This window comes from Candidatus Neomarinimicrobiota bacterium, from assembly GCA_041154365.1.
GTDB classification, from domain to species: domain Bacteria; phylum Fidelibacterota; class Fidelibacteria; order Fidelibacterales; family Fidelibacteraceae; genus Fidelibacter; species Fidelibacter multiformis.
Genome location: AP035449.1, coordinates 785,535 through 812,262 on the forward strand (window position 1 = coordinate 785,535; position 26,728 = coordinate 812,262).

At 47.2% G+C, this 26,728-nt stretch carries 16 protein-coding genes, 3 tRNA genes and 3 rRNA genes; 6 read left to right on the plus strand and 16 right to left on the minus strand.

Translation table 11 applies throughout. The annotated features are described in order from the left end of the window. The first annotated feature begins 48 nt into the window (after nt 1-48). Entirely contained in the window at nt 49-1,047 is a 999-nt protein-coding gene (locus tag strainIA91_RS03375) for a 2-hydroxyacid dehydrogenase (protein WP_400167697.1), read from the plus strand. Here strainIA91_RS03375 and strainIA91_RS03380 read toward each other — a convergent pair whose 3' ends face one another. The 14 genes from strainIA91_RS03380 to strainIA91_RS03445 form a co-directional block, all read right to left on the minus strand. Then, a complete protein-coding gene (locus strainIA91_RS03380) occupies nt 1,048-2,877 on the minus strand; it encodes a tetratricopeptide repeat protein (protein WP_400167698.1) in 1,830 nt (609 codons plus the stop codon). Beyond that, complete coding sequence (locus strainIA91_RS03385) at nt 2,874-6,188, minus strand: hypothetical protein (protein WP_400167699.1); 3,315 nt, start codon at nt 6,186-6,188, stop codon at nt 2,874-2,876. Before strainIA91_RS03385 ends, strainIA91_RS03380 begins: the two co-directional genes overlap by 4 nt. Then, nucleotides 6,188-6,859, minus strand: a complete 672-nt coding sequence (locus tag strainIA91_RS03390) for a DUF4159 domain-containing protein (RefSeq protein ID WP_400167700.1) — start codon at nt 6,857-6,859, stop codon at nt 6,188-6,190. The genes strainIA91_RS03385 and strainIA91_RS03390 overlap by 1 nt, the downstream gene beginning before the upstream one ends. Before the next feature lie 8 nt (nt 6,860-6,867). Then, entirely contained in the window at nt 6,868-7,302 is a 435-nt protein-coding gene (locus strainIA91_RS03395) for a nucleoside 2-deoxyribosyltransferase (RefSeq protein WP_400167701.1), read from the minus strand. Next, complete coding sequence (gene recN / locus strainIA91_RS03400) at nt 7,299-9,026, minus strand: DNA repair protein RecN (protein ID WP_400167702.1); 1,728 nt, start codon at nt 9,024-9,026, stop codon at nt 7,299-7,301. Before recN ends, strainIA91_RS03395 begins: the two co-directional genes overlap by 4 nt. A gap of 6 nt (nt 9,027-9,032) precedes the next feature. Next, entirely contained in the window at nt 9,033-9,443 is a 411-nt protein-coding gene (locus strainIA91_RS03405; protein ID WP_400167703.1) for a VanZ family protein, read from the minus strand. Then, nucleotides 9,436-10,980 carry an NAD(P)H-hydrate dehydratase gene (locus tag strainIA91_RS03410; RefSeq protein ID WP_400167704.1) on the minus strand — a complete coding sequence of 515 codons (1,545 nt, stop codon included), beginning with the start codon at nt 10,978-10,980 and terminating at the stop codon, nt 9,436-9,438. The genes strainIA91_RS03405 and strainIA91_RS03410 overlap by 8 nt, the downstream gene beginning before the upstream one ends. Beyond that, nucleotides 10,977-11,351, minus strand: a complete 375-nt coding sequence (gene acpS, locus strainIA91_RS03415) for a holo-ACP synthase (RefSeq protein WP_400167705.1) — start codon at nt 11,349-11,351, stop codon at nt 10,977-10,979. Before acpS ends, strainIA91_RS03410 begins: the two co-directional genes overlap by 4 nt. Continuing rightward, nucleotides 11,344-12,036, minus strand: a complete 693-nt coding sequence (locus strainIA91_RS03420; RefSeq protein WP_400167706.1) for an HAD family hydrolase — start codon at nt 12,034-12,036, stop codon at nt 11,344-11,346. Before strainIA91_RS03420 ends, acpS begins: the two co-directional genes overlap by 8 nt. 72 nt (nt 12,037-12,108) lie before the next feature. After that, complete coding sequence (locus strainIA91_RS03425; protein ID WP_400167707.1) at nt 12,109-13,437, minus strand: tetratricopeptide repeat protein; 1,329 nt, start codon at nt 13,435-13,437, stop codon at nt 12,109-12,111. 44 nt (nt 13,438-13,481) lie between these two features. After that, nucleotides 13,482-13,565 (minus strand) — tRNA-Leu (locus strainIA91_RS03430). An 85-nt stretch (nt 13,566-13,650) separates the two neighbouring features. Beyond that, nucleotides 13,651-14,010 (minus strand): preprotein translocase subunit SecG, encoded by a 360-nt coding sequence (gene secG / locus strainIA91_RS03435; RefSeq protein ID WP_400167708.1) that lies wholly within the window; start codon nt 14,008-14,010, stop codon nt 13,651-13,653. Nucleotides 14,011-14,015: 5 nt separating this feature from the next. After that, entirely contained in the window at nt 14,016-14,789 is a 774-nt protein-coding gene (gene tpiA / locus strainIA91_RS03440) for a triose-phosphate isomerase (protein ID WP_400167709.1), read from the minus strand. Nucleotides 14,790-14,798: 9 nt separating this feature from the next. Then, nucleotides 14,799-15,998, minus strand: coding sequence for a phosphoglycerate kinase (locus strainIA91_RS03445; RefSeq protein ID WP_400167710.1), 1,200 nt, complete (start codon nt 15,996-15,998; stop codon nt 14,799-14,801). Between the two features lie 1,651 nt (nt 15,999-17,649). Here strainIA91_RS03445 and strainIA91_RS03450 point away from each other — a divergent pair. From strainIA91_RS03450 to rrf, 5 genes are all read left to right on the plus strand, one after another. Beyond that, nucleotides 17,650-19,205, plus strand: a 16S ribosomal RNA gene (locus tag strainIA91_RS03450). 99 nt (nt 19,206-19,304) lie between these two features. Continuing rightward, nucleotides 19,305-19,378: transfer RNA gene (locus tag strainIA91_RS03455), tRNA-Ile, on the plus strand. A gap of 6 nt (nt 19,379-19,384) precedes the next feature. After that, nucleotides 19,385-19,457, plus strand: a tRNA-Ala gene (locus tag strainIA91_RS03460). A gap of 108 nt (nt 19,458-19,565) precedes the next feature. Continuing rightward, a 23S ribosomal RNA gene (locus strainIA91_RS03465) occupies nt 19,566-22,562 on the plus strand. Between the two features lie 60 nt (nt 22,563-22,622). Continuing rightward, a 5S ribosomal RNA gene (gene rrf, locus strainIA91_RS03470) occupies nt 22,623-22,739 on the plus strand. The 16S, 23S and 5S rRNA genes sit together here with 2 tRNA genes alongside, the layout of an rRNA operon. 52 nt (nt 22,740-22,791) lie before the next feature. Here rrf and strainIA91_RS03475 read toward each other — a convergent pair. Then, the gene (locus strainIA91_RS03475; protein ID WP_400167711.1) at nt 22,792-24,297 is read right to left on the minus strand and encodes a glutamine synthetase; all 1,506 of its coding nucleotides are present in this window, start codon (nt 24,295-24,297) and stop codon (nt 22,792-22,794) included. A gap of 95 nt (nt 24,298-24,392) precedes the next feature. Further along, complete coding sequence (locus strainIA91_RS03480; RefSeq protein WP_400167713.1) at nt 24,393-26,684, minus strand: GumC family protein; 2,292 nt, start codon at nt 26,682-26,684, stop codon at nt 24,393-24,395. Nucleotides 26,685-26,728: the final 44 nt, after the last annotated feature.

Here is a 26,728-nt window from a genome sequence, read left to right on the forward strand (position 1 = left end):
AGGGATGTATCCTTTCGGTTCATTTGATGACACCTAAGGAGGGAATCCATGAAAATTGCCTTTTTTGATGCAAAGCCCTATGACCGGGATGTCTTTGATGCTTTAAACCGAGAGTATGGTTATACAATCAAATACTTTGAAACCAAACTTACACCGGATAGTGTGGCATTGGCCCGGGGATATGATGTGGTGTGCGTATTTGTTAACGATACCGTAAACAAGGAAGTCATTCGTGAATTAATCGGATATGATATTCAAATGATTGCCCTGCGGTGTGCCGGTTTCAATAATGTAGATATGGAAGCCACCCGATGTAAAATTCCTGTGGTTCGGGTGCCTGCCTATTCACCCCATGCCATAGCCGAACATACCGTCGCATTGATTCTGGCCCTGAACCGTAAGATTTACCGGGCTTACCAGCGGACCCGTGAAAACAATTTTTCCCTCAATGGTTTGATGGGTTTTGATATGTATGGAAAAACCGCCGGGATTATCGGGACAGGCAAAATCGGGATATTGACAGGGGGAATCCTGAATGGCTTTGGAATGCGGGTTCTCGCCTATGACCCTTACCCCGATCCCAAAGCTGCAGATGAATACGGTTTTGAATATACCGACCTGAAAACTCTCTACAAGGAATCACAGATTGTTTCCCTTCATTGCCCGTTAACAAAAGAAACGGAATACCTGATCAATGAAGAAACCCTGGCCCTTATGCAGGATGGTGTGATGATCATTAATACCGGCCGGGGTAAACTTGTGGATACCCGGGCACTGATCAAGGGGTTGAAAATGGGGAAAGTAGGTTATGCAGGATTGGATGTTTATGAAGAAGAACGGGATTTCTTTTTTGAGGATCAATCGGATATGATTCTCACGGATGATATCCTTGCCCGGCTTCTGACATTCAACAATGTGGTCATCACATCCCATCAGGGCTTTTTCACACGTGAAGCACTGGATAGTATTGCCCGGACCACGTTAAACAATATTCGGGAACTGTCGGAAGGTAAACCCCTGAGTCATCAGGTGACCTGCAAATCGTGATTAAGGACGGAGATAGCTCCGAATGCTTTTCGTATAAGGACTTTCAGGCCAGTTACTTAAAAATTCCAACAGTAATTTTTTTTCCAGATTCTGGTTTTCTGTAAAATTAAAATATGCGGCTTGGCGGAGTGTAAAATAATCGCCCATCACAGGATCTTTTTTTAAGATAACCCCGTTCGATTCCCAGAAGTGTGTCAGTTCATCCATCCGGCCTGTTTGAAAAAGAATCTGCTCAAGCCGTAACGCAGCCAGGTTTCGAACCGGTGAGGTTTGTCCCATCAGCTCTCTGGCTTTTTCCATAGCCTGGATCCATTCTCTTTTCCGGATATGGGATTCGAGCTCAATCATACCCGGTTCTTCAGCTCCGATTTGCAGGTAAGATGCCAAGGCCAGGATGTCATTGCTGTATTCATCACGGCTGCTTATGAGGGCAAGGGCTTCGTTTACATGTTTCTCCAGGGAATCCGGCCGGTTAAATGCCAAATCCACAAAGAGGAGATTCAACCTGAATCGATCTTCCTCTGTGGCATCCAGGCGATAGGATGCCGGTGCTTCCCATATTTTTCGCCGGGCACTCTCTTCATCCTTTTGTAGAATTTTACAGGTGATATATTCTGTTATCATTCTGTTCCGGATACGGACAGGGAGGCTTGCAGGAATCTCTTCCAACAGGTCTGCCGCTTTATCCAAATCACCCGTAATAAAGAAATGTATATGAGCAAGCCTGAGCCGGCTCTCGTAGCGTATTTCCGGATTTTGGGCGTCAGATAAATTTTCGTACAATCCATAAGCACTATCGATGTAAGCTTTATGGATTGTATAAGACGGGCGTACCGGAAGGGCAAGAAATACAGAGTGGTACGGGGGTATAATTTCCGGACCAAACTGAGCCGGTTTATCGGATAGGGCGTCATAGTTGAGTGCTTTTAAAAAAATCAAGTTTTCCCTCTGCAAATCGTCATTGATCGTATGTTCCAGATTCCTCAACAAAGTCAGACTTAATTGATGTTGTGATACATTGAATAAATGACGGGCAGCCTGTAAAAGTTCATCAGTTTTAAAGAGGGAGATATGATCCAGGAAAATCCGGACTGCCGCGTCGTACCTTTCCGAAGCAGTCGCCAAATCAGCAATAAGCCGGTAGTCATCCACTGACTGTGCAAGATTTTGTAGTGTATCCATTACCATGCCGTACAAAGGTGCTTCAGCGGCTAATGATTTGAGTTCCCGGATAAGTAAGGGAAGGGTTGACGGAGACAGTTCCCGGTGTAATAGAAATTCCTCCAGGGCAGGTTGCCACATCTGCCTGTTGATCAGATCGGAAAAATAGGTTTGGGATTGAAGCAACGCTTCATCGGTCTTTTCCCTGAAAAAGGCAATCATCTCTGGAAGTCCACTCCCGTTATTATAAGCGGTTAGGTACATCATCGCCAACCTGGGCAATCTGCTTTGCCGGCCCCTGGGGCGAAGGTAAGGATCCCAAAGGCGGAAGGCTTCTTCTTGCCGGTGATTTGCCATTAAAAGCACACCCCATTCGGCGAGATAGTTGATGTTGCCTGGGTTCATCCGGTATAAAGTTTCGGTGACTTCTGCTGCTTTTTCCAGATTTCCGGTGCGGATCAGGACGGATTTATAATAGCTTAAATAGCGGGGATTTCGAGGATAAACAGTATAAAGCGAATCATATAAGGCCTGAGCTTTTGTAAGATCTCCGGCTGATTCTGCAGACCGGGCACGTTTGAATAAGGCGTCTGCTTCCTGAGTTGACATGTTCCCATATAAAGCAGTGCCACAAGCAATCAGCAGGACAATTATATACAACCTTTTCATTCCAGAATTTCCCGCAGTTTTTCCAAATACCGCTCCATTTCTTCCCGTTCTTCAGCACTTAATTCTGTCTGACTCATCTTTTTCCGGATGTTTCGAATGAGGGATTCAATATTTCCCAGGCTTTGAGGCAATTCATCCGGTCCACTTCGAACAACCTGCTCACCAGTACGACTTTCCCGCTCCCGGGTGAGTTCACGTTTCCGGATGGACCGGCTGGCATCCAGGAGTCGCTGTTCAATACCCTGTTGTCGCTGCATGGTACGTCGTGAATAACGTCCTTCCCGCAAATCCCGGATCACGTCTTCCATTTCCTGTGTAATGCGGTCCAGGTTTCGCCCGTCTCCCTGCCCGGCCTGTTCCATGGCCTGATGTAAACGGCCCAGTTCACGGCGTAAGGCTTGTTGTCGGGCTGCCAGCTGGCTCATTAAATCCATGGATGCATTTCCCGGTCCGGGCATAGGCATTCCCTGGGAATCCTGGTTGAGGGCTCCCTGCATGTCAGCCAAAGCCTGTAATTGTTCCATAAATTGTTCCATGCCTGAACCACTTTCACTGCTCTGTGCCTGTCCCATAAGTCCAAGAATCGTTCCCGTTAAGTCGTTTATTTGCCCCAGATTTTGCTCCATGGTCTGTTCAGCCTGTTGAAACCGCCCTTCTAAAAGATGGTTTAATGCTTCGGCAGATAACGAGCGGGCTGCCTGCAGCTCCTGAAATGGCTGGGGTCCCATGAAAAAAGTTTTTCCCGCAATATTTTCCAATCCGGCTTCCAGATGATTCAAGGATTCCAGAATGCTATTCTGCTCCGAAAACCTGCCCTGTAAAGCCTGAGAATCGTTTTTTAATGTCTTGGTTCCCGGAAGTGTTTGCTCCTGTTTTTCTGAAATCAATAAAGACCGGCGGAGTAATTGCTGAAAATCCTGCAAAATCTCTTCTTTCCGTGCCTGATTCATGCCGGATGCCATGGCTTGATATTGTTTCAACAACTCTTCCATTTTTTGCCGGGATTCACCAGCTTTGTTCATTCCTTCAGGCCGCTGGTTTTCCGCAAAGGCCTGAGTGGCTTCCTGAAGGATCCGGCTCAATGCCGAAGAATCCAGAAGAGCTGAAAAATTCTCCAGTTCTTCCTGAAGGCTTTCGGAGACGTTTCCTGATGACTGACTAAGATTCTGTTGCAGATTTTGTACCATATCAGACAGATCATGTTCTGTTTTCGCCAGTTCTGCTGATGTGCGGCTTTTCTCTTCTTTTATCAGATCTGTCTGTTTCCGGAGAGCTTCTTCCAGAATCCGTTCCCCTTCTTCCAGGGTTTCCATGTCCCGCAATGTTTCAAGTAAACGGATGGTTCTTTCCAGGGCCTTGGAAAATGTCTCGGCTTCCTTTTGTAAATCCCGGCTCATACGTTCCACTGCTTCGGCATCCGGATTACTTTTAAGCCTTTCCTGTATTTTCTGCAATTCCCTGAAGATCTCACTTTTTTCCAGATCTTTCACCAGTTCCTGCATATAGGCCATATTATCCAGCACTTCGTCGGAAAAAAGGGACTGTTCGGACATTTCAGCAAGTTGTTTTTCCAGTGCTTCCTTGATGGATTTCAATGATTCTTTCACCATGTCCTGCTGCTCAACCAGGTTTTTCATGGCTTCCTGCTCGGACCAGTCCGCTTTACCCTTTTTGAGGATATCTTTCCGAAGCGATTCTGCTTTTTCCCTGAGACTCTCTGAAAGGTCCTGCAGGGACTGAAGGTTCTCGTGTGTGTCCGCATGCTGCCGGCCTGTGCGGCTGAAAAGTTCTGTCAGGGAAGGAAAGCGGGCTGTAAAAACGTTGGAACGGATGGTGCCCGGACCTGTGAGATGATTATTGTCCGTGACTTTAAAACGGAATTCCAGGGCATCTCCCGGACTAAGCCGTTCTTGAATATGCCACACCCCGCTTGCTGTTTGAACCCTTTGGTCCCGATCATAAGAGAGGGGATGTTCGGTCCATACGGTGTCCGGCTCCACCTGAAAGGATTTTACCGCCCGGGTTTCCATTGAAAACGATGCAATGCCAAAATCATCGCTGATGAATACATTCCAGGGGATGTCCATGTTTTCGTTCAGAAGGATGTCATTCTCCGGGGTTAGTACCTTTAGGACCGGTTTTTCATCCTCAAAAAGGGATATGTGATAACGAACATCATTTTCCATGGCAGTGCCGTGGGTGTCTATGGCCGTGACGATGAGTGTTCCGCTTTGGTCAGGTTTTATTGTACCCTGGAAGTGATGATTCCGGGTGTCCAGTTGGACATAGTGTTCACCAAGATATGCGGTTACCTCCTCCGGAGGTCGCGACAGACGGCCAGTGATGTTTAATAGCGATCCCTGCAAGATATGAATCCGGTCTGTGCCTCCGGTATATATTTCCTGTTCCAGTCCGGTATATGCCGGCGGTATGACCTGAAATTCCAGCCATTCCAGAACAGGGCGTTTCATCACATTCACAGTGTAGGTTTGTGAGGATTTCTGTTTCCATGGCATAAAGGGATGTGGCCTGCGGACAATCAGTGTGTATGTGAATGAGGATTTCAAATCGGGGATGAACAGGGTTGAGAGGGTATCGTTCATCGTTTCGGGAAGGAGGGCTTCTGTTTTTTCCGGTTTTTGAATCGTCAGCCGTTTCGGAAAATGACGGGGGAGTGTATGTGTAATGTGGATTTCCAGTGAATCCCCCTCTTGCAGAGTTACATTTCCCGGTTCAATCCTCCATGTCCAGGGGAAGGGAACCGGATATGTCCGGCTGGGGGTAAAAACACGGATCAAAGCATCCTTCAAAAAGAAAGAAAGACTCAGAAATATGAGCAGTGAAAGAAATGTTTTTATTCTGAGGGAAGAACCGGGAGATTGTGATTGGGTTTGCTTCAGGTGGTGCAACAGGCGTTCAGCCGGCAGGATTTCAGACAGTTTTCGGACCGCCATCCGGGAAAGAGGATCGGAGTGCCTGCTCAGTTGCCAGGCATTGATCAAGCGGTCCCGGACATCCGGGAACTGATATCCCAAAGATTCCATCAGCCGTGTATTTTCTTCCGGCTTTTTGTGGATATTCCGATCTACCCAATAATCCCGGATCCACAGCAGGAGGATGCCATTGGCCAGGAGAGGTGTCAAAAGGATCCACCGGAAAGGGGACGACAGATACCAGATACTTTCCATTATCAGCAGGATTAACAGATAACGGCTGTTTAAGACCAACAGTCGGAACAAGCGGTTTTTAAGCCGGTCTGCAGCCTGTCGCCGACGGAGAATTTGGAGTATTTCTTCAAAGGGATAGTGCATCAGGGATGGGCCGGATTGATATGATAATAATAAATATTTGTTCCCATTTGCAGGGCGGCAGTACGAATTTCTTCCGGATCTCCATAGACTTCGGCATCTTCCCAGCCGTTGCCCAGGTCGCACTCATAGGTGTAAAAGACTACAAGGCGTCCTTCATGAAACATACCAAATCCCTGCGGCGGTTTTCCATCGTGTTCATGAACCTTGGGAAGGCCTTTGGGAAATGCAAATACCTGGTGATAGATTGGGTGGGAGAAGGGGAGTTCCACCAGCTCTTTGTCCGGGAAAACTTTTTTTATTTCCCGTCGGAAGGATTCATCCAGTCCATAATTGTCATCAGCATGCAAAAATCCTCCGTTTTCCAGGTAAAAACGAAGTCTTCTGACCTGTTCGTCCGTTAAAAAGATATTCCCGTGTCCTGTCATGTGCAGAAAATGGACCTTGAACAGGTCCGGTGAATCTATATCCACTGTGACAGGGGTTTCCTGTACAACAAGATCTGTCTGTTTATTGATGAAAGAAGCCAGGTTTTCCAATGATCCGGGATTGGCATACCAGTCCCCGCCGCCACCGTATTTCAGACGCCCGATGAGTAAAGGTTCACCAGCTGTCCCTTCCAATGTGATCAAACATAAAATCAGAATGGCTGAAAAACGGACACATCGTTTCATAAAGAGATTTACGGTTGGTTTTTAGGGAAGTTCCGTTCCATGACAGACCGGACAAGTGGGATAAGTTCTTCAAATTCAGTGTATGTGTGAACAGTTACTCCGGGATTTCCACTGACAAGAGCACTCAATCTGCGGGCATCTTTTTTCTGAAAAAAGGCATGGACGGGAATATTTCGCCGGACTCCGACGGCAATTTCGTATCCAACCCCCAGGGAGGGTGTGGTCACTTCGGCAATCAGGCAATCCGCTTTTTTCAGCCAGTCCAGGTCCCGGATAAAAATGTCCCGGTTGGACTGGCTTTTTTCACCGCCTGCTGTCAGATTGGGGTCTGCAACATGTTCCGTGAGAACGGTACCGTATTCTTTTAGTGTATTCACGATCATCCGGTATGCCGGTAGTAATTCTCTGCCGGCGCTGATGGCACCACAAAAGTAAATGTTCATAGTTCTTTCGGCGTTTGATGTGATTTGTTGAGAAGGTCCCGGGCATTTTCCAGAGCTGCAGCGGTGATTTTCCCTGCTCCCAGGAGTTTGGCAATTTCCTGCACCCGGTCTTCATTCTGAAGATCACGGATACGGGTTTCCGTTCGCCCCTGTGAAACCTCTTTTTCCACAACCACATGACGTTCCCCAAGAGAGGCAATCTGTGGGAGGTGAGTAATGCAAATCACCTGGTGATACCGGGAAAGTTCTTCTATCTGTTTACCGACAATTCGGGCAATCCGTCCGGAAACACCTGCATCGGCTTCGTCAAAGATCAAGGTTGGAATGGAATCGGCATCGGCAAGGACCGATTTAATGCCCAGCATAATCCGTGAAGCTTCACCTCCGGAAGCGGTTTGAGTCAGAGGACGGAAATCTTCACCGGGGTTTGTAATGATTTCAAATTCCAAAAGATCAAATCCCCGTGCTTGGGGTAGGACTGTTTTTTCATGCCATGATACTGAAAGGGGAGATGTCCCCTCCTGAAAGGAAAAGCGGACCCTGAAATGAGCATGTTCCATCCCGAGACGATGGAGTCTTGATTCCACAGCTTCGGTAAAAACCCGGGCCGTTTCAAGCCGTTTTTGATGCAGACGTTCACCGGTTTCAATTAATGCATTACGGGCCGTTTCCGTTCGATCCCGTGCTTTCCGGAGTTCTGCCGAAAAATCCTGGTCACCGGATAACTCTGATTGCAGTTGCTCATAATAAGTGTACAATTCGTTATATGTTTTGCGGTATTTCTGTGTCAGAAAATTCAGAACATTTACCCGGTCCCTGATGTCTTCCAATCGTGCCGGATCATGGGGGATGTGATCCCGGTATTCTGCCATACTCCGGCCTGTTTCCTCCAGTGAAATTATGGCCGATTCCAGTTCCTTCAGATATTCCCCAGGGGTGGAATCAATCCGGAGCAGATGTTCCAGATCATGTTTTAAAGAGCTGAGCAGAGAGATTACCGAATCATCGCTTTCGTACAGTGTATCGGCTATGCGATGGGCGGTATCCACAAGCTCCTGTGAGTTTTCCAGTATTTTTAACTCGTTTTCCAGCTCATCCAATTCTCCAGGATGGAGATTTACTTTTTTTAACTCCTGATAATGGAACGATTTCAATTCCTGTTCTTTCAGAAACTGATCCTGATTTTTCTTTAGATTTTCTTCATGCCGGACGGCTTCTTTCAAATCCATAAGGGCATGGGTGTAATCCCGGATCAACTCTGGATTCTTGGCGTAGGCATCCAGATAGTCAATGTGACTGTTGCTGTTTAAAATTTTCTGATGTTCATGCTGTCCGTGCATTTCTACCAGGGCATCTGCCAATTCTCTCAGGATTTGAAGGGAAACATAATGATCATTAAAAAAGGCTCTGGATTTACCATTCCGGTGAATTTCACGCCGGAATATCCATTCCGTATCATCTATTGGTAAATCATTGGTCGTCAGAATCTCTTTCAAATCATCCTGGAGAACAGGTGGGACAAAGACAGCTTCCACAACGGCCATATCTGCCCCTTTCCGGATCATGGAGAGGTTTGCCCTATCCCCCAAAACCAGGCCCAGGGCATCGATGATTATGGATTTCCCCGTGCCTGTTTCTCCGGTCATGATGGTCAGACCCGGACCGGGGAAGATCTCTGTTTCACGAACGATGGCAAAATTTTCCACATGAAGTTGCTTTAGCATGAATAATCAAAGCTCCCGTGAATGGTTCATGTGTTTGAGATCCTCGCGATGACTGACAAGAATCCTTTTACGAACGACATGTACGATCAGGAGACCTGTCGTGACACCGGCTGTATCCGCTACAAAATCCCAGAAACTGGCATGGCGCCCCGGGACAAAGTATTGGTGTATTTCATCTGACAGAGCGTAAAGAACCGTGATGGAAAAGGTCAGCCAGGCAATTTTTCCTGTATCAAAAGGGCGGTATTCCCTGATGGCTAGATAAATCAGAATCGTTGCTATAAAATAGATGCCTGCATGAATGATTTTATCAAAGCTCAGAATGGCCATGCGCGGAATCTTTTCTGAAGGGATGGAAGACTGAATAAAGATCAGACTAAGGTAGAGGACAGCAAAAAGTGTATATTTTTTATTCAATAGTCTCATAATCTTTCATGACCTCGGGTAAAGAGTAGATTAAATCACCGGCAATCATACCCCGGCATCCATTCATTTGTGCTGCTTTGATTCCTGCAAGTCCGTGAAAATGGCTTCCGCAAAGGGTCGCAGCTTCCGGTGAAAAGCCTTGGGCCAGCAGGGACGTGATAATACCTCCCAGGACATCTCCGGAACCTGCTGTTGCCATACCGGGAGAATTGTATGGATGGATGAAAATTTTTCCGTCAGGGAAAGCACTCATGCTGGTGGACCCTTTCAGGTGAATAATTTTCCCTGATTTTTGAGCGGCATTCCGGAGTGTGTTGACTGGATCTGATTGAAGGGTTTCTTCCGGGATGGTAGTTAACCTGAGGAATTCTCCGGCATGAGGAGTCAGAATCAAAGGAGCGTCTGTAAGTCTTAAATCATTGAGATGAATGCTGTTCAGGGCATCTGCATCCAGGACGGCCGGGATATCCAGTTCTTTCAAAATATTCCTGACAAAATGTTCTGTCTCTTTGTGCCGTCCCAACCCGGGACCGATAAGGACAGCCTTTGTTCGTGCTTTCAGTGTTTCCCATAGAGGCAGATCATCAACAGACACATATTCTCTTTGGCCTGAATGACAGAGAATTTCAGGCGCTTGGTTGTGAATGACCTGTGATACTCCCTTAGGGATTAGAGCTCTGACCATGCCTGCACCGGCCCGGAGAGCACTTAGGGCAGCCAGGGTAATGGCGCCGGGCATTTCACCATGTCCGCCGATGCATACAGCCTGTCCCCGGGAGTATTTATGATCGGTTCCCCTGACAGGAAGCATCATCGATCGAATGACCGTATCAGTACATAAAAAAGTAGGATCTGCGTATTCCATGGCTTTTTCAGAGTAGCCAAGATCTGTCAGAAGGATATCCCCGCTAAGGAATTTTCCCTCATGGAGGAATAATCCGGCTTTATAAAAGCCCATTGTGACGGTTGTATCTGCCTGCAGTACCGGTCCAAGGGGGTGCCCGTTTGTCCCGTCCAGTCCTGAAGGCAGATCTACAGCGACAACCGGTTGATTGCGGTGTTTATCGTGTAAGATTTTCAGAAAAGATAATGTAATTCCCCGTACGGCACTCCGGAGGCCTGTTCCCAAGAGGGCATCCACCCAGACAGAATCTGTAGTTAAATAGTCTTTCAGGTTATTTGCATCAGTTATGACATGAGGTTTAATGCCGGTTTGGAGCATTTTTTTTACGTGCCAGGCAGCGTCCCCCGTGTAGGCATCCGGCTTGGCCGTCATGAACACATCCACAGAAATGCCTTTCAGATGGAGTTCCCGGGCCGCCACGGCGCCATCTCCGCCGTTGTTCCCCTTTCCACAAAAAATCTGGCACCGGGCAATATGTTGTGTTTGGCATAATTCAAAAACGGTATCAGCCACAGAGCTTCCGGCTTTTTTCATCAGGATTTTTCCGTCCTTGCCCTCGGTTTCCATGGTATACCGGTCTATCTGTCCGGCTTCTTCAGAAGAGACCACACGATATTTCATCATTCCTCTCCCATTTCAAGAAAAACGATGGCGGTTGCCAGAGATTGGGTATGGCTCAGGCTGACGGATATGTACCGGATGGTCAGGTCTTTCATGATCTTTTCATTTAAATGTAAAAACGGTTTTCCTTCCGGGTCATTTACCACATACATGTCCGTCCAGGCGGGATGATATGATACATGGGATAAAAGTGCTTTCCTACAGGCTTCTTTCGCGGCGAAACGTGCCGCATAATGTTCATATTTTCGGGCTTTTGCTTCACAATAGGAGATCTCTTCGGGATGGAATATTTTTCTTAGAAAATGATCTCCGTGTCGGGTGACAGCTTGCCGGACACGAGATACATCAACGATGTCAATGCCTGTTTCAATCATAGGCTGATTCAATTTTTTCGATAATTTTTAGGATTTCGTCGAAACGGCATATTTCATAATCGGCTCCAGAGTGGACGGTGTCAAACAGGTCACCATACCGTGCAAAAATGGATCGGATTCCCATCTGCCGGGCACCTGCCATATCCCGTTCGGGCCAATCCCCTACCATCATCACATCCTGTGGAGAAAGTCCGAGTTTTTTTAAAGCCAGTCTGAAGGGATCGGGTGATGGTTTGGTCACGCCGGTATCATCGAAGGTCACCACGACATCGAAAAGACGGTGAAGATTCAGCTGATAAAGTCGTAACCACGCCTCTCTGGCCGGAGCATCGGAGACGACTGCCAGTTTTATCCCCCTTTTAATCAAAGAAATCAGGGTTGAAAAAACGGTGGGATAGGGTTTTAACTGGGCTTCACGGGCTTTCCGATAGTGGGTGATGCCTGCCGCGAGGTACTGATAATCCAGAAATCCCTCATGGCTTACGATGAACTCATCCAGCACCTTCTGGTATTCCCAGCCTTTTGCCTTATAGATTGCCATGATTTCTTTAAAAGCTTTTTCCTCGTCGATGTTCATCCCGGCTTCTATCATACCTGTAATGGCTCCCCGGATGGAGTTGGCTTTCAAATGTCCAAAATCCATCAGTGTGTTATCCAGATCCAGAATGACTGCCTTGATGTTCATGTATGAAAATATAAAATTTAATGTAATAAAAAAAGGGGAGATTTACTCCCCTTGAAAAAAAATCACCTGGAGTTACTGTTGCCTGCTAACGGGTTTGCCTTTCCGGATCTGCTCAATCTCATATTCGGCTACTTTACGCCAGCGGGCATCGGTTCTGGCACGGTTGAATGCATTGATTGCATCATCATTGTTTCCCATCAGGGCAAAAGCCATGCCCATTTCATACCAGGCTGCTCCAAAATTGGAATTGATTTGTGTTGCGTTCTTTGCTGCTTCGATTGCCAGTTCATATTTTTCCTGATAATTGTAGGCTTCTGCCAGACGGTAATAAACCTGAGCATTCCGGGGAGAATATTTAGCGGCATTATTTAGCGCTTCAACGGCTTTTTCATAGCGGTCTAATTCCATCAAAACAGCGCCGTAGCCTTCCCAGGCAGCAGCAGATGTTTTATCGAGGGACACAGCCTTTGCATAGCTTGCTTCAGCTTCTTCTAGATTCTTTCTGTCCAGATAAATCCGTCCCATGACTGTATAAGCCTTATCATAATTGGGATTGATTTCTACACTCTTTTTTAATTGTTCCAGAGCTTTCAGACGATCTCCCACATTCTGTAAATAAATCGCCAGATTGTAACGGAGAGCTTCATCATTTGCATTGGCTTCGATCCCCATCTTCAGGTAATCGATGGCCTTTTCGATATCGCCGGCCTTACGTTTGATGGCACCAAGGAGCTGATAAGCTGTCGAGAAAGTGGAATCAATGGAAATGGCAACTCTCAGTTTCTCTTCTGCCACAGTCAGGTCATTGATTTTGTAGGCGTTCAAGCCGTCCTGGTAATATTTCTGAACCATCACCCGTTTAGCCCGTGTATATTTTTCATCACCGTTGCTCAGTTCAATAGCTTTATTATAGTATTTTAAAGCAGCTTCGTGATCGTCCTGTAACAGGGCAATCACACCAAGACGATAGTACGTATCTGCAAAACTGGGATATTTTTCCGTGACCTGAAGGTAAACACGTTTTGCATTGTCAGGGTTTCCGCCGTCATATTCCCGTTGGCCGTCCCGGATCATATTCACCAGATCCCGGATTTGATCAAAGCGTTCCCGGTATGTTTCATTGGTGGGATTAAAATCAATTGCTTTCCGGACCGCCTGTTGGGCTTCGGTGAGATTACCCCGTCGCAATTCAATTTCATGCATTAGATAGTAAGCCGGGGCAAAACTTGAATCCTGCGCCAAAACCTGTTGTACGAACATCTCTGCACTCATCAGGTCATTGTTTTCCAGCATCGCTTTTGCCTGATCAATCTGTCCCTGGAGAGCTGCCAGATCCTGGCCAGAAGCGGCCAAACCAAATATCAGCAATAAAACCGATATGACCAGTATTTTGTGTTTCATAGCCATCATATTTCCTGTATTTGTTACAGTTACCAAATGTTTTGTGCCCAGGGCGGGATTTGAACCCGCATGCCCGGTAGGGCGCTACCCCCTCAAGATAGTGTGTCTGCCTGTTTCACCACCTGGGCAGGATTCCCATGTTAAAAAACTGTGGGAATCTAAACTCTTTACATCAGCAATTCTACAAGATTTTCGCTGGAATTGCCGCTTTTTTTATTCCTCAGCCGGGACTTCAGGCTCTTCAATATCTATGCCGGACGGCCTGGGCAGAGATGAGGATGAAGTCACAACGCCTTTTTTCGCCTGTTCCTGAACCACACTCCTCTGGGCATTGGATCCACGGACCATAAAATTGATGAGGATAATGAGAATAAAAAAGGCAATGGCCAGATACTGGGTGGCTTTAGCCAGAAATCCCGCTGCATTGCGTCCACCCAGGACACTGTTAAGTCCTCCCATGCCACCACCGAAAGCAGAGCCGCCAAGACCTCCGCCCTTGGAAGATTGCATGAGAATGGATGAAACCAAAAGCAGACTGACAATGACCAGAATGATAATTACAAAAGTCAGCATATTATTTATCCTTTATTCGTAAGTTGATGGGCAATACCGATTATGGTATAAAAGTCCTCTGTCTTCAGACTGGCACCTCCGATAAGGAGTCCGTCAATATCAGCTTCAGACAAAAGCTCTTCTGCGTTATTGGGCTTGGCACTGCCCCCATAGAGTATCCGAGTATTTTCACTGATTTCGGTGCTGAAAGACTCTTTCAGGATTTTTCGGATCATGGCATGGACTTCCTGTGCCTGTCCGGCTGTGGCTGTTTTACCTGTCCCGATGGCCCATACCGGTTCGTATGCCAAAACAAGAGTCTTCATGATTTCCGGGCTTAATCCTTCCAGGGCGCCTTTCAACTGACGGGTGATGACATCTTTGGTAATGCCATTTTCCCGTTCTTCCAGGGTCTCACCAATGCACACAACCGGAATCAATCCGGCATCATGTGCCCTGAGGATTTTCGCGTGAACCAGATCGTCTGTCTCATGAAAATACTGCCGGCGTTCGGAGTGCCCGATCAAAACATAGACACACCCTGCTTCTTTGAGCATTTCACCGGAGATTTCACCGGTGTAAGCACCTTTCGGCTCCTGGTGAAGGTTTTGACCACCAATCTGAACCGGTGTTCCTTCAAGGGATTCCCTCAGAGCCTGGATTGAAACATAGGGCGGACACAGGAGGATTTCCGGGGAAAAATCCTGAAGACCCTTTGCTTTCAGGTCCCGGCCGAATTCCCGGGATTGAGACGGTCCATGATTCATTTTCCAGTTTCCGGCTATCAGTAAACGTCGCATAAAAATCCTTTATTCTTTTTCTGAAATTTTTGCCACTGCCGGCAGTTCAAGTCCGGAAATCAATTCCAGAGAGGCTCCGCCACCGGTAGATACATGACTTATTTTATCACTGTAGCCCAGCTTATTCACGGCAGCTACTGAATCACCACCACCGACCAGAGAGATTGTCCCCTTATCTGTCGCTTCAGCTAAAGCTTTGGCAATTGCTTCGGTCCCCTTGGCAAATTTCGGCATCTCAAAAACCCCCATGGGACCGTTCCAGAGGACGGTTTTACTTTTGGAGATGATATCTGAAAAGAGATTGACTGTTTCTGGACCAATATCGAGTCCGAGTTTCCCGGCGGGGATTTGATCTGCAGGGACAGTGACTGCGGGTGCGTCGTTTTCAAAGGCATCCGCGGCAACCACATCCACGGGAAGATGGAAATTCACCCCTGAAGATTTAACTTCTTCGAGAATTTCTTTCGCCAGATCCACTTTATCCTCTTCAACCAGGGAATTTCCGATTTCATATCCCATGGCTTTATAAAAGGTAAAGATCATTCCTCCACCGACCAGCAGATGATCCACTTTTTTCAGCAGGTGTTGGATGGTATCGATTTTTCCGCTGATTTTGGCGCCCCCCAGAATAGCAGTATAGGGGCGAGCAGGATCTTCCACTTTATCTTTCAGATAGACCAGTTCTTTTTCCAGAAGGAGTCCACAGACCACCTTATCAAAATATTCTGTGACACCAACCGTCGAGGCGTGGGCCCTGTGGGAGGTGCCGAAGGCATCATTGACATACATATCGGCATAGGAAGCCAGTTTTTTTGCAAACTCAGGGTCATTTTTCTTTTCTTCTTTATGGAAACGAAGGTTTTCCAGGAGGAGGACATCACCTGGTTTCAGGGAGGCTGCCAGTTTTTCTGCTTCTTCACCGACACAGTCTTCAGCAAATTTAACTTCCCGGTCCAGCAGTTCGGATAAGCGTTTTTGCACCGGTTTCAGAGAAAAGGCCGGATCTGCTTCACCTTTGGGTCTGCCCAGATGGCTCATACAAATCACAGATCCCCCGTCTTTCAGGATTTTCTGAAGGGTAGGGAGGGAGGATACGATTCGGTAATCATTGGTAATTTCACCGGCGTCATTCACCGGGACATTAAAATCGACGCGGACCAAGACCTTTTGATCCTTGAAATTGACATCATTGACAGTAAGTCTTGCCATATATTCACCTCCATTTTCAGACTTTTAATATAAGAAATTTTGTGCAGTGATTTTAAGAGAAAAAAGTGGAGACTGTAAATTTTCATAATATAGTATACAATAATTGAGTGAATAGAGTCATAGAGACAGAATATATTTTGATTCCAATTTTTAGTCGGCAGTCGACAGTCGGCAGTAAACAGTTGATTGATTTGATTGGGGGATTGGATGATTGGACTCCTTGTCACGCGTTACGGGTTACGCGTTACTTTTTCAGTGGACAGTCGTCAGTCTTCAGTCGACAGTCGGCAGTAAACAGTTGATTGATTTGATTGGGGGATTGGATGATTGGACTCCTTGTCACGCGTTACGGGTTACGCGTTACTTTTTCAGTGGACAGTCGTCAGTCTTCAGTCGACAGTCGGCAGTAAACAGTTGATTGATTTGATTGGGGGATTGGATGATTGGACCCCTTGTCACGCGTTACGGGTTACGCGTTACTTTTTCAGTTTTCAGTGGACAGTCGTCAGTCGTCAGTCGACAGCAGATTGATTGGATTGAATAGATTGATTTGATGGGGATCTTTTTCCCTAAATGAACTGGGATATAAGAGAGCTGGGATATATAATTTCGGTTAGGTAGCGCCCCCCACCCCGGGGGTAAGATACAGCGAAATGCGATATAATGCAAGATAATATTGTTAATCATATATGTGTTGTTTCGAATTATTTAATGGATTAAATACAGTCCTCATTTAAACTTTGTGGCATTCGCATCAAGATATCAGCTTATGAAAGATAATGGATTTGAACGCTTCGCAGCAGCGTTTAATAATTCAAGCGGCACTTCGTGCCGTTCAATGGCTTCGCTGCGCTCAGCATTCAAGCACTACTATGCAGTGTTCAAAAAAGAGGTCACCCATTGAAATCCGCATATCTGGGATTGAAGATCGAACGCAGTGAGATCCTTGAACGCTGCAAAGCAGCGTTTGAAAGCCGCGAAGCGGCTATTGAACACCGAACGTAGTGATGTGCTTGAATTCTATGTAGTGGACAGTCGTCAGTCGAAAGTCGAAAGTCAAAAAGTCGAAAGTCGAAAGTCGGAACCTGTACCACCACCACCGAACACTTGAACCCCTGATCCCATGAGCTCCTGAACCCCTGAACCAACCATCAGGAGCGAAGCGACGCTAACTTCCAGCTTCTAACTTCTAACTTCTTGAAGTTGATGCCCTCATTCCCTCTGCGTTCTCCGTGGGAATCCCCAAAATAGACTCTGCCTCTCTGCGTCCTCCGCGGGAGGAAAAAGTCCCCTCATCCCATTCAAAATATCACCCATGCCATTCATTTCCGAAAATTTCTTAAAAACCAACAAAAATGTTTTGACATTGTCTTGTGAATAGCCTATTATTTCAGGCTTTTTGATAGGGGGTTTGTAAGAGAGTTTGGACCGGCGCTGATGGGTATAAAAGAGTGCCGGGCAGGGCGAAAAAAAAGATAAAATTCGCTTGACTTTAATTGCAGATCCCGGTAATATTTACGGCTGTCCCAAAAAAAGAGGGGCAGGAGAAAAATGATCTTTGAAAAACAGGGTGTATGTAAAAGAAGAGAATATGAGTTTTAGCTCGACAGATGATTTGTTGAGACAGGAAAATAATAATACTAATAATAATATAACGGAGAGTTTGATCCTGGCTCAGGATAAACGCTGGCGGCGTGCCTAACACATGCAAGTCAAGGAGAAAGTCTGCTTCGGTAGATGAGTAAACTGGCGAACGGGTGAGTAACGCGTAGATAACTTGCCCAAAGGACTGGGATAACTTCGAGAAATCGGGACTAATACCGGATATGGCAATCAGTCATAAGTCTGATTGTGAAAGGGGGTTTCGGCTCCCACCTTTGGATAGGTCTGCGTCTGATTAGTTAGTTGGTGGGGTAACGGCTCACCAAGGCGACGATCAGTAGCTGGTCTGAGAGGATGATCAGCCACATTGGGACTGAGATACGGCCCAGACTCCTACGGGAGGCAGCAGTGGGGAATTTTGCGCAATGGGGGAAACCCTGACGCAGCAACGCCGCGTGGTCGATGAAGCTTCTAGGAGTGTAAAGACCTGTCGTTGGGGAAGAACGGGACAGTGAGTAACTGCTCTGTCCGTGACTGTACCCTTCAAGAAAGCTCCGGCTAACTCCGTGCCAGCAGCCGCGGTAATACGGGGGGAGCAAGCGTTATCCGGAATCACTGGGCGTAAAGGGCGCGTAGGCGGATGGTTAAGTCAAATCTGAAAGTTAACAGCTTAACTGTTAAAGTGGGTTTGATACTGGTTATCTTGAGTGCGAGAGAGGAAAGCGGAATTCCTGGTGTAGCGGTGAAATGCGTAGATATCAGGAGGAACACCGGTGGCGAAGGCGGCTTTCTGGCTCGTAACTGACGCTGAGGCGCGAAAGCGTGGGTAGCAAACAGGATTAGATACCCTGGTAGTCCACGCCCTAAACGTTGTATACTTGTTGTCGGGAGATCTAACCCTCTCGGTGACGGAGCTAACGCGTTAAGTATACCGCCTGGGGACTACGGTCGCAAGGCTGAAACTCAAAGGAATTGACGGGGGCCCGCACAAGCGGTGGAACATGTGGTTTAATTCGATGCAACGCGAAGAACCTTACCTGGGCTTGACATCGTAGTGACAGCCTGTGAAAGCAGGTCTTCTCTTCGGAGACACTATGACAGGTGGTGCATGGCTGTCGTCAGCTCGTGTCGTGAGATGTTGGGTTAAGTCCCGCAACGAGCGCAACCCCTTTCCTTAGTTGCCATCAGGTAATGCTGGGGACTCTAGGGATACTGCCCCGGTTAACGGGGAGGAAGGTGGGGATGACGTCAAGTCAGTATGTCCCTTACGTCCAGGGCTACACACGTGTTACAATGGCCGGTACAATGAGTCGCGATCCTGCGAAGGCAAGCCAATCTCAAAAAACCGGTCTCAGTTCGGATTGCAGTCTGCAACTCGACTGCATGAAGTTGGAATCGCTAGTAATCGTAGATCAGCACGCTACGGTGAATACGTTCCCGGGCCTTGTACACACCGCCCGTCACGCCATGGAAGTTGGTAGCACCCGAAGTCGCTGGCCTAACCCCGATTCGTCGGGGGAGGAGGCGCCGAAGGTGAGATCGATGACTGGGGCGAAGTCGTAACAAGGTAGCCGTACTGGAAAGTGCGGCTGGATCACCTCCTTTCTAGGGAGTAGTTACGGGAAACCGTGACGAAGGTTAGACATATCCTCTTTGAAGCATACACCCTTTTTTTTATAATTCCCTTCCACGTGTGTGAGAATGGGGCTTATAGCTCAGTTGGTTAGAGCGCACGCCTGATAAGCGTGAGGTCGCTAGTTCGAATCTAGCTAGGCCCACGGAGAGGGGAATTAGCTCAGCTGGGAGAGCACCTGCCTTGCAAGCAGGGGGTCAGCGGTTCGATTCCGCTATTCTCCACGGTGACTTAACAGAGCGCTTAAGTCAACAACGAACGATCTTTGAAAAATTGGGTGAACAACTGATGCTGCAGTCTAGCAATAGACTGGAAAAATTAACAGCACCTTTGACAAAGTTACTAAGGGCATACGGTGGATGCCTTGGGACATGGAGGCGATGAAGGACGTGGTAAGCTGCGATAAGCTGCGGTGAGGTGCAAACAACCTGTCACCCGCAGATTTCCGAATGGGGAAACCCGGTCCGGGTTATGCCGGATCACTCCTTCCTGAATATATAGGGAAGGCAGAGCGAACGAGGAGAATTGAAATATCTTAGTATCCTCAGGAAAAGAAAACAAACGTGATTTCCACAGTAGCGACGAGCGAACCGGAAAGAGCCTAAACCTGTTATATGTCAATCCTGTTGGAGTTGTATAACAGGGGTTGTGGGAAAGAGCATGGTGTGGCAACAGACACACCGGCAAGTCAAAAAAACATCAGATAGAAGAATATTCTGGAAAGAATAGCCATAGAAGGTGACAGCCCTGTATTTTAAATGTGGTGTTCTTGCCGCTCTTCTCCCAAGTAGCATGGAGCACGTGGAATTCCATGCGAATCTGTTCCGACCACGGGATAAGGCTAAATACTCCCATGTCACCGATAGTGCATAGTACCGTGAGGGAAAGGTGAAAAGTACGCGTAAAAGCGAGTGAAATAGAACCTGAAACCGTATGCCTACAAGCGGTCGGAGTCCGCACATTTATGTGTGGATGACGGCGTGCCTTTTGCATAATGAGCCTGCGAGTTATGGTATGCAGCGAGGTTAAGAATAATCTTCGAAGCCGTAGCGAAAGCGAGTCTTAACTGGGCGATGAGTTGTATGCTATAGACCCGAAGCTGAGTGATCTATCCATGGTCAGGCTGAAGCCCCGGTAAAACGGGGTGGAGGGCCGAACCAGTTGATGTTGAAAAATCTTTGGATGAACTGTGGATAGGGGTGAAAGGCCAATCAAACTCAGCGATAGCTGGTTCTCCCCGAAATAGCTTTAGGGCTAGCCTTAATGGAGTGTTACGGAGGTAGAGCACTGAATGGACTAGGGGGCTTCACCGCCTACCAAACCCAATCAAACTCCGAATGCCGTAACATGCTCATTAGGAGATAGACTGCGAGGGATAAGCTCCGTAGTCAAAAGGGAAACAACCCAGACCGACAGCTAAGGTCCCTAAATGTACGTTAAGTGATAAAGGATGTGGAATTACTCAGACAGCTAGGAGGTTGGCTTAGAAGCAGCCATTCCTTTAAAGAGTGCGTAATAGCTCACTAGTCAAGTGATTCTGCGCCTATAATTTCCGGGACTGTCAAACGTACTACCGAAGCTTCGGAATCCGGTGATGAACCGGATTGGTAGGGGAGCGTTCCATTAACCGCTGAAGGTAGACCCGTGAGGGCTGCTGGAGGAGATGGAAATGAGGATGCAGGCACGAGTAACGATAATCCCGGTGAAATTCCGGGACACCGAAAGCCTAAGGTTTCCTGAGTAAAGTAAATCTGCTCAGGGTTAGTCGGCCCCTAAGGCGAGGCCGAAGGGCGTAGTCGATGGGAAACAGGTTAATATTCCTGTACCAGTGGCAAACCGTTTGAACTATGGGGTGGCGCAGAAGTGAAAGATCAGCCGTCTGACGAAATAGACGGTCTAAGCGTGTAGGGAGTCCTTCCAGGCAAATCCGGAAGGATAATTCTGAGACGTGATGGGGAGTCCTTTGGACACAAACTGATCCTAATCATACTGACAAGAAAAACCTCTATGTGAGGGTTGTCACTGACCGTACCTTAAACCGACACAGGTAGGCGGGATGAATATTCTAAGGTGCTTGGATGAACTCAGGTCAAGGAACTCGGCAAACTGACCTCGTAACTTCGGGATAAGAGGTACCTCGAGTATGTGATGTAATTCGCTTACGGAGCAGAAAGAGGTCGCAGTGAAATGGCCCAAGCGACTGTTTAACAAAAACACAGGTCTCTGCTAAATCGTAAGATGATGTATAGGGACTGACACCTGCCCGGTGCTGGAAGGTTAAGGGGATGTGTCATTCTCCCGCTTCGGCGGGAGGAGAAGCACTGAGCTGAAGCCCCAGTAAACGGCGGCCGTAACTATAACGGTCCTAAGGTAGCGAAATTCCTTGTCGGGTAAGTTCCGACCTGCACGAATGGTGCAACGATTTGGGCGCTGTCTCGACCTGAGATCCAGTGAAACTGTAGCGTCGGTGAAGATGCCGGCTACCCGCGGCAGGACGGAAAGACCCCGTGAACCTTTACTACAGCCTGATATTGGGTTTTGATTCCGCATGTAGAGTATAGGTGGGAGACTGTGAAGCGTGGACGCCAGTCTGCGTGGAGTCACCGTTGGAATACCACCCTTGCGTTGTCGGAATTCTAACGCGATTCCGTGAATCCGGAATGCGAACAGTGTCAGGTGGGTAGTTTGACTGGGGCGGTCGCCTCCTAAAATGTAACGGAGGCGCTCAAAGGTTCCCTCAGTACGGTTGGTAATCGTACGCTGAGTGTAAAGGCAAAAGGGAGCTTGACTGCGAGAGAGACATTTCGAGCAGGTGGGAAACCAGGACTTAGTGATCCGGCGGTTGCAAGTGGAAGCGCCGTCGCTCATCGGATAAAAGGTACTCCGGGGATAACAGGCTTATCTCCCCCAAGAGTTCACATCGACGGGGAGGTTTGGCACCTCGATGTCGGCTCGTCACATCCTGGGGCTGGAGAAGGTCCCAAGGGTTGGGCTGTTCGCCCATTAAAGTGGCACGCGAGCTGGGTTCAGAACGTCGTGAGACAGTTCGGTCCCTATCCGCCGTGGGCGTAGGAAATTTGAGAGGAGCTGCTTCTAGTACGAGAGGACCGAAGTGGACGAACCTCTAGTGTATCAGTTATCACGTCAGTGGTACCGCTGAGTAGCTACGTTCGGATGAGATAAGCACTGAAAGCATATAAGTGCGAAACTCACCTCAAGACAAGATTTCCCTGAAGAGTCCTTGTAGACGACAAGGTTGATAGGCCACAGATGTAAGCTCAGTAATGAGTTAAGTCGAGTGGTACTAATGACTCGTTTGACTTTGTCAATCTTTTAATTTTTTCAGTCGGTAGCTGCAGCATCTGTTGTTCACCCTTAAATTTATATTTCCGGGCGATTTTATCGTAGGGGAAACACCTCTTCCCATTCCGAACAGAGAAGTTAAGCCCTACAGAGCTGATGGTACTGCCCTGGCAACGGGGTGGGAGAGTAGGACGTCGCCGGAAACCTTATAAAAAAGCCCCGCATTCGCGGGGCTTTTTTTATATTCCCACTTTTTTACTGGATGTGAATATAACGGTGCATGATCTCCAGACGCCTGATTACCTGCTCTCCCGGTGATAACTGCTTTAATTCTTCCTGTAAACGACCGTCTTCATGAGATTGTAAATACCTGATGACCCAGTCCAATACTTCTTCGGGAAATGCACCGATATACCGATTTCGGGCTGCCTGTAAATATTCCGCTGCCTCCTGACAGGTTCCCGGTAGGGATTCAAAACGATCCGTCTCACCTGTATCCCCTGGTTTTACATAATGACTCTCAGCTATATGTAAATACTTCTCAGGTTCAGAAAATGTGGTGAGAATGGCATGGGTGATTCCTGACAATAAAAGATGAATAAATGCCGAACCGTCCGGACTCCGGATTTCAAAGGTCTGCCGAATATATTTTGTCTGATAGTGCTCCTGAAGCCGGGGGTTCACCAGGGGAGCCATATCTTCACCTTCTGGCCATCCCAGAGGAACCCGGATCAGGGCAGAACGGTTTAAATCACTCCAGTATATTTGTGTTGGCGCTTCCTGATGGGGAACCAGCCTGAAATAACTGGATGGAATGGTGTTTCCAAATGCTGAAAGTGTGGGTGCATAATCACATAAGCCCCCAATACACTGCCGGGCTAGTTCTGAAAGTCCCTTGTCAGTACGGGTCCGGTTGACTCCATCACGAATCATCTCCAAGTGAAAATGCATACCCGTCCCTGCATTCCCATCGCTGATTTTCGGCGCAAAGGTGGCTAATAATCCATGACGGTATGCCACATTTCGAACAACCCATTTCGCCAAAAGCATTGTATCCGCCGCCTGAGGCACGGGTGCCGGCAACATCTCTATTTCATACTGAACCCCAAATTTTCCATGAATCTGTGGATCGGCGCTTTCTATGCGTGAAATCATCCCCACTTCAGAATGCCCGTATTTTACCAGCCCTGTAATATCACTGGTCCTCTGGACCATTTCTCGTAAGACATCCTGAAATGGACTAAAAGGCGCCGATGCATGATATCCTGACTGAGGAGGGGCTTCATAATGTAAACTATCCCGATCTCCTAACAGATAAAATTCCAGCTCCCCATGTGCCCATAATTCGTAATTTTGCTCGTGTTTCAGCTTCTCATACAGGGTCTGGAGCAAATTGTCCGGACAAAATGGAGTCCTGTTGTAATCCCGGTCAACAAAACGGCACATGAAATCCAAACTTTCAGGATCAAAAGGGCTAAGAAAGGCAGAAGGATAATAAGGTACCACGTAAAGATCTGATCCTGTAGCAGGGATCATCCCTTTGAAAAGGCTGGAACCATCTACCCGTTCACCTGCCGATAATATCCGTTCAGTATATTCCCGGGAATGAAGGGGGATAATCAAATCCTTCAGTTTCCCATCCAGTCCGGCATAGTGAAATGTAAGTCTTTGGATCCCATTCTCACTAATGAAATGCATGATGTCGGACCGCTGAATTTTTCCGGGTACGATCCCCATGCGCTGTGCGATCATGCGTGTCATGTTTTCCTCATATTGCTTATGTCTTTGATATTCTGTTCACAAAATATACAGAAAAAAAAGCCCCGTTTCCGGGGCTCAATATATTTTAATGACGTCTATTTGTATTGATAATTCATGTACCGGTAATAGTAATAATAACTGCCGCCCTTCATGTGTTTGGGGGTGATGGCGTTAATCACTGCACCCAGCATGGGCAGTTTGATCTGCTGAACGATGTTTTGTACCTGATCCAGTGCTTCATTATGGGTCACACCGCTCTTTACCACAACTACAAGCCCGTCACAAAGCCTTGCCAACAGCGAAGCATCCGTCACGGCGATGATCGGTGGAGCATCGAAGAATATTTTATCATATTGTTGGGTCAGCGCCTGATAAATTTCTCTCATTTTCTTGGATCCCAACATTTCAGAAGGATTGGGCGGCAAATTTCCCGAAGGTAAAATGTAAAGATTTTCCACACTGGTTTCATGTATACACTCTTCGATGGTGTTCGAACCTGTGATAATATCGGCAATACCCGGAACTCTCGGAACCTTGAACACTTTCTGTAAAACCGGCCGTCGCATATCTGTATCCACTAAAAGAGTCTTCTGATCCATCTGGGCAAAGGCAATGGCCAGGTTGGCAATCGTTGTGGATTTTCCCTCTCCGGGGCCTGCAGATGTAATTACAATAGATTTGATGATTTTATCCACCCCGGATAATTCAATGTTGGTTCTCATGGAACGATAGGCTTCAGAAACGGGTGACTTGGGATCGAAATGGGTAATAAGCCGGGACTGGTACTGTGAGATCTCTGCATTGGTTACCGACCGGGCCTTTTTTGCGGCCTTGATTTCATCAATCTCCGGGATGACCGCCAAGGTCGTGATTCCTTTTTTCACCAGATCTTCTTTGGTCTTTATGGTGTTGTCCAGGAATTCCTTCAGAAAGATAATACCAATACCCAGTCCAAGTCCTAAAAATCCACCCAGCAGAACATTCAGTTTCTTCTTGGGGGATACGGGATATTTTGGAGGCACCGATTGGTCAATCACATACACGTTGCTGATCTGGCTCGCTTCGGTAATACGGGATTCCTCATATTTGTTCTTCATCAACATGTAAATGTTCTCGTTTACCAGTCTTTCCCGCTCCAGACGTGAGAATGTGATAATCACCTGAGGCAGCTTTTCCAATTCTTTACTGTAATGGTCCACCAGTTTTTTGAATTCTTTGGCCTTGCTTCGAAGCAAAATCTGTTCGATCCGTAGCTTAATCACATCCTCCAGCATGCTTTGGTTGATACTCAGGGGATCATTGGGACCGGGAATATATCCCCGGCTGATGAGCATGCGGGTTTCCTGGTTCAACCGTTCTTTCATCTTATCCATCTGGACTTTGATGGTCTGAATCTGTGGCGCGTTTTCGTCTATGCCCTTGGCGATGGCTTCTACGACAGATGCTTCCAGTTTGGCGATCTTTGTCTGAAGTTCCAGGATGAGGGGATTGGCTGTCTGTATAAAATTGTTTAATAGCTCCTTTTCCTTGATATCCAATTCACGGGTCAGATATTTTAACTGCTGCTCGTTGATTTCAAGTTCTGCCATGGCACTGTAATACTCGGATTCAAAATTAGAAAGCTGATCCAGTAAATTTTTTGAGGCTTCATCAAGATTCACCACACCTTCCCGTTGTTGGAAGGCTCTGAGTGAATCCTCACTGACTCGCAAACGCTCTTCAACCTGTTCCAGCTGTTCCTGGATAAAGGATTTTACTTCGGACATGGCCCCCCTGGACCGTTCCAGATCCTGCTTGTAATATTCATAGGCAAAGGTGTTGGCAATGAGGGCCGCTTCCTGTGGATCCGGTGATTTAATGGAAATGCGAATCGTCTGCGTGTTCCGTTCAGGTGTGATGGTGATGGCTTCCTGAAGGGTATAGGCCAAAGACCGGATGGTGTCTGCCCGGGTGGATATCCACTCTTCAGCCTCAGCATCCCTGTTCCCCAGAAGCAGTATCCATTTTTTTACCTGGTTGAAGAAGGATTCTACCTTTTCTTCCTGTCCCTTCCCCAGAATGTATAAAGAATCAGGAGAATAATTTTCCATCAGGTTTTCTATGGTGTTTTCTGCCAGACTACGGGATTTAAGGATTTCCACTTCGTTATTGATTTCCATCTGTGAATTTCCCAATGGCGTCATGACATCGAAAATGGCTGCTGTCTGATTTCCGGCGGCACCGATCAGTATTTGTGTGGATGCCTCATAAATGGGTGTTTGATTGAAGGTATACCAAATCGTCACGGCCGTGACCAGAATAAAAGATAAGGCAATGATCCATTTCCCTTTTAAAAGGATCTGAAAAATTTCCTTGATATTGATTTCTTCTTCTTCGTTATATGGCATGTAGTGATTATTTTGATTCATCCTGTCCCTTCGTGTTGTTTACA

What these genes read in the sequence shown, in the direction of transcription:
- strainIA91_RS03375 (WP_400167697.1), top strand. Translation starts at nt 49, where the DNA reads ATGAAAATTGCCTTTTTTGATGCAAAGCCCTATGACCGGGATGTCTTT.
- strainIA91_RS03380 (WP_400167698.1), bottom strand. Translation starts at nt 2,877, where the DNA reads ATGAAAAGGTTGTATATAATTGTCCTGCTGATTGCTTGTGGCACTGCT.
- strainIA91_RS03385 (WP_400167699.1), bottom strand. Translation starts at nt 6,188, where the DNA reads ATGCACTATCCCTTTGAAGAAATACTCCAAATTCTCCGTCGGCGACAG.
- strainIA91_RS03390 (WP_400167700.1), bottom strand. Translation starts at nt 6,859, where the DNA reads ATGAAACGATGTGTCCGTTTTTCAGCCATTCTGATTTTATGTTTGATC.
- strainIA91_RS03395 (WP_400167701.1), bottom strand. Translation starts at nt 7,302, where the DNA reads ATGAACATTTACTTTTGTGGTGCCATCAGCGCCGGCAGAGAATTACTA.
- recN (WP_400167702.1), bottom strand. Translation starts at nt 9,026, where the DNA reads ATGCTAAAGCAACTTCATGTGGAAAATTTTGCCATCGTTCGTGAAACA.
- strainIA91_RS03410 (WP_400167704.1), bottom strand. Translation starts at nt 10,980, where the DNA reads ATGATGAAATATCGTGTGGTCTCTTCTGAAGAAGCCGGACAGATAGAC.
- acpS (WP_400167705.1), bottom strand. Translation starts at nt 11,351, where the DNA reads ATGATTGAAACAGGCATTGACATCGTTGATGTATCTCGTGTCCGGCAA.
- strainIA91_RS03420 (WP_400167706.1), bottom strand. Translation starts at nt 12,036, where the DNA reads ATGAACATCAAGGCAGTCATTCTGGATCTGGATAACACACTGATGGAT.
- strainIA91_RS03425 (WP_400167707.1), bottom strand. Translation starts at nt 13,437, where the DNA reads ATGAAACACAAAATACTGGTCATATCGGTTTTATTGCTGATATTTGGT.
- secG (WP_400167708.1), bottom strand. Translation starts at nt 14,010, where the DNA reads ATGCTGACTTTTGTAATTATCATTCTGGTCATTGTCAGTCTGCTTTTG.
- tpiA (WP_400167709.1), bottom strand. Translation starts at nt 14,789, where the DNA reads ATGCGACGTTTACTGATAGCCGGAAACTGGAAAATGAATCATGGACCG.
- strainIA91_RS03445 (WP_400167710.1), bottom strand. Translation starts at nt 15,998, where the DNA reads ATGGCAAGACTTACTGTCAATGATGTCAATTTCAAGGATCAAAAGGTC.
- strainIA91_RS03475 (WP_400167711.1), bottom strand. Translation starts at nt 24,297, where the DNA reads ATGACACGCATGATCGCACAGCGCATGGGGATCGTACCCGGAAAAATT.
- strainIA91_RS03480 (WP_400167713.1), bottom strand. Translation starts at nt 26,684, where the DNA reads ATGCCATATAACGAAGAAGAAGAAATCAATATCAAGGAAATTTTTCAG.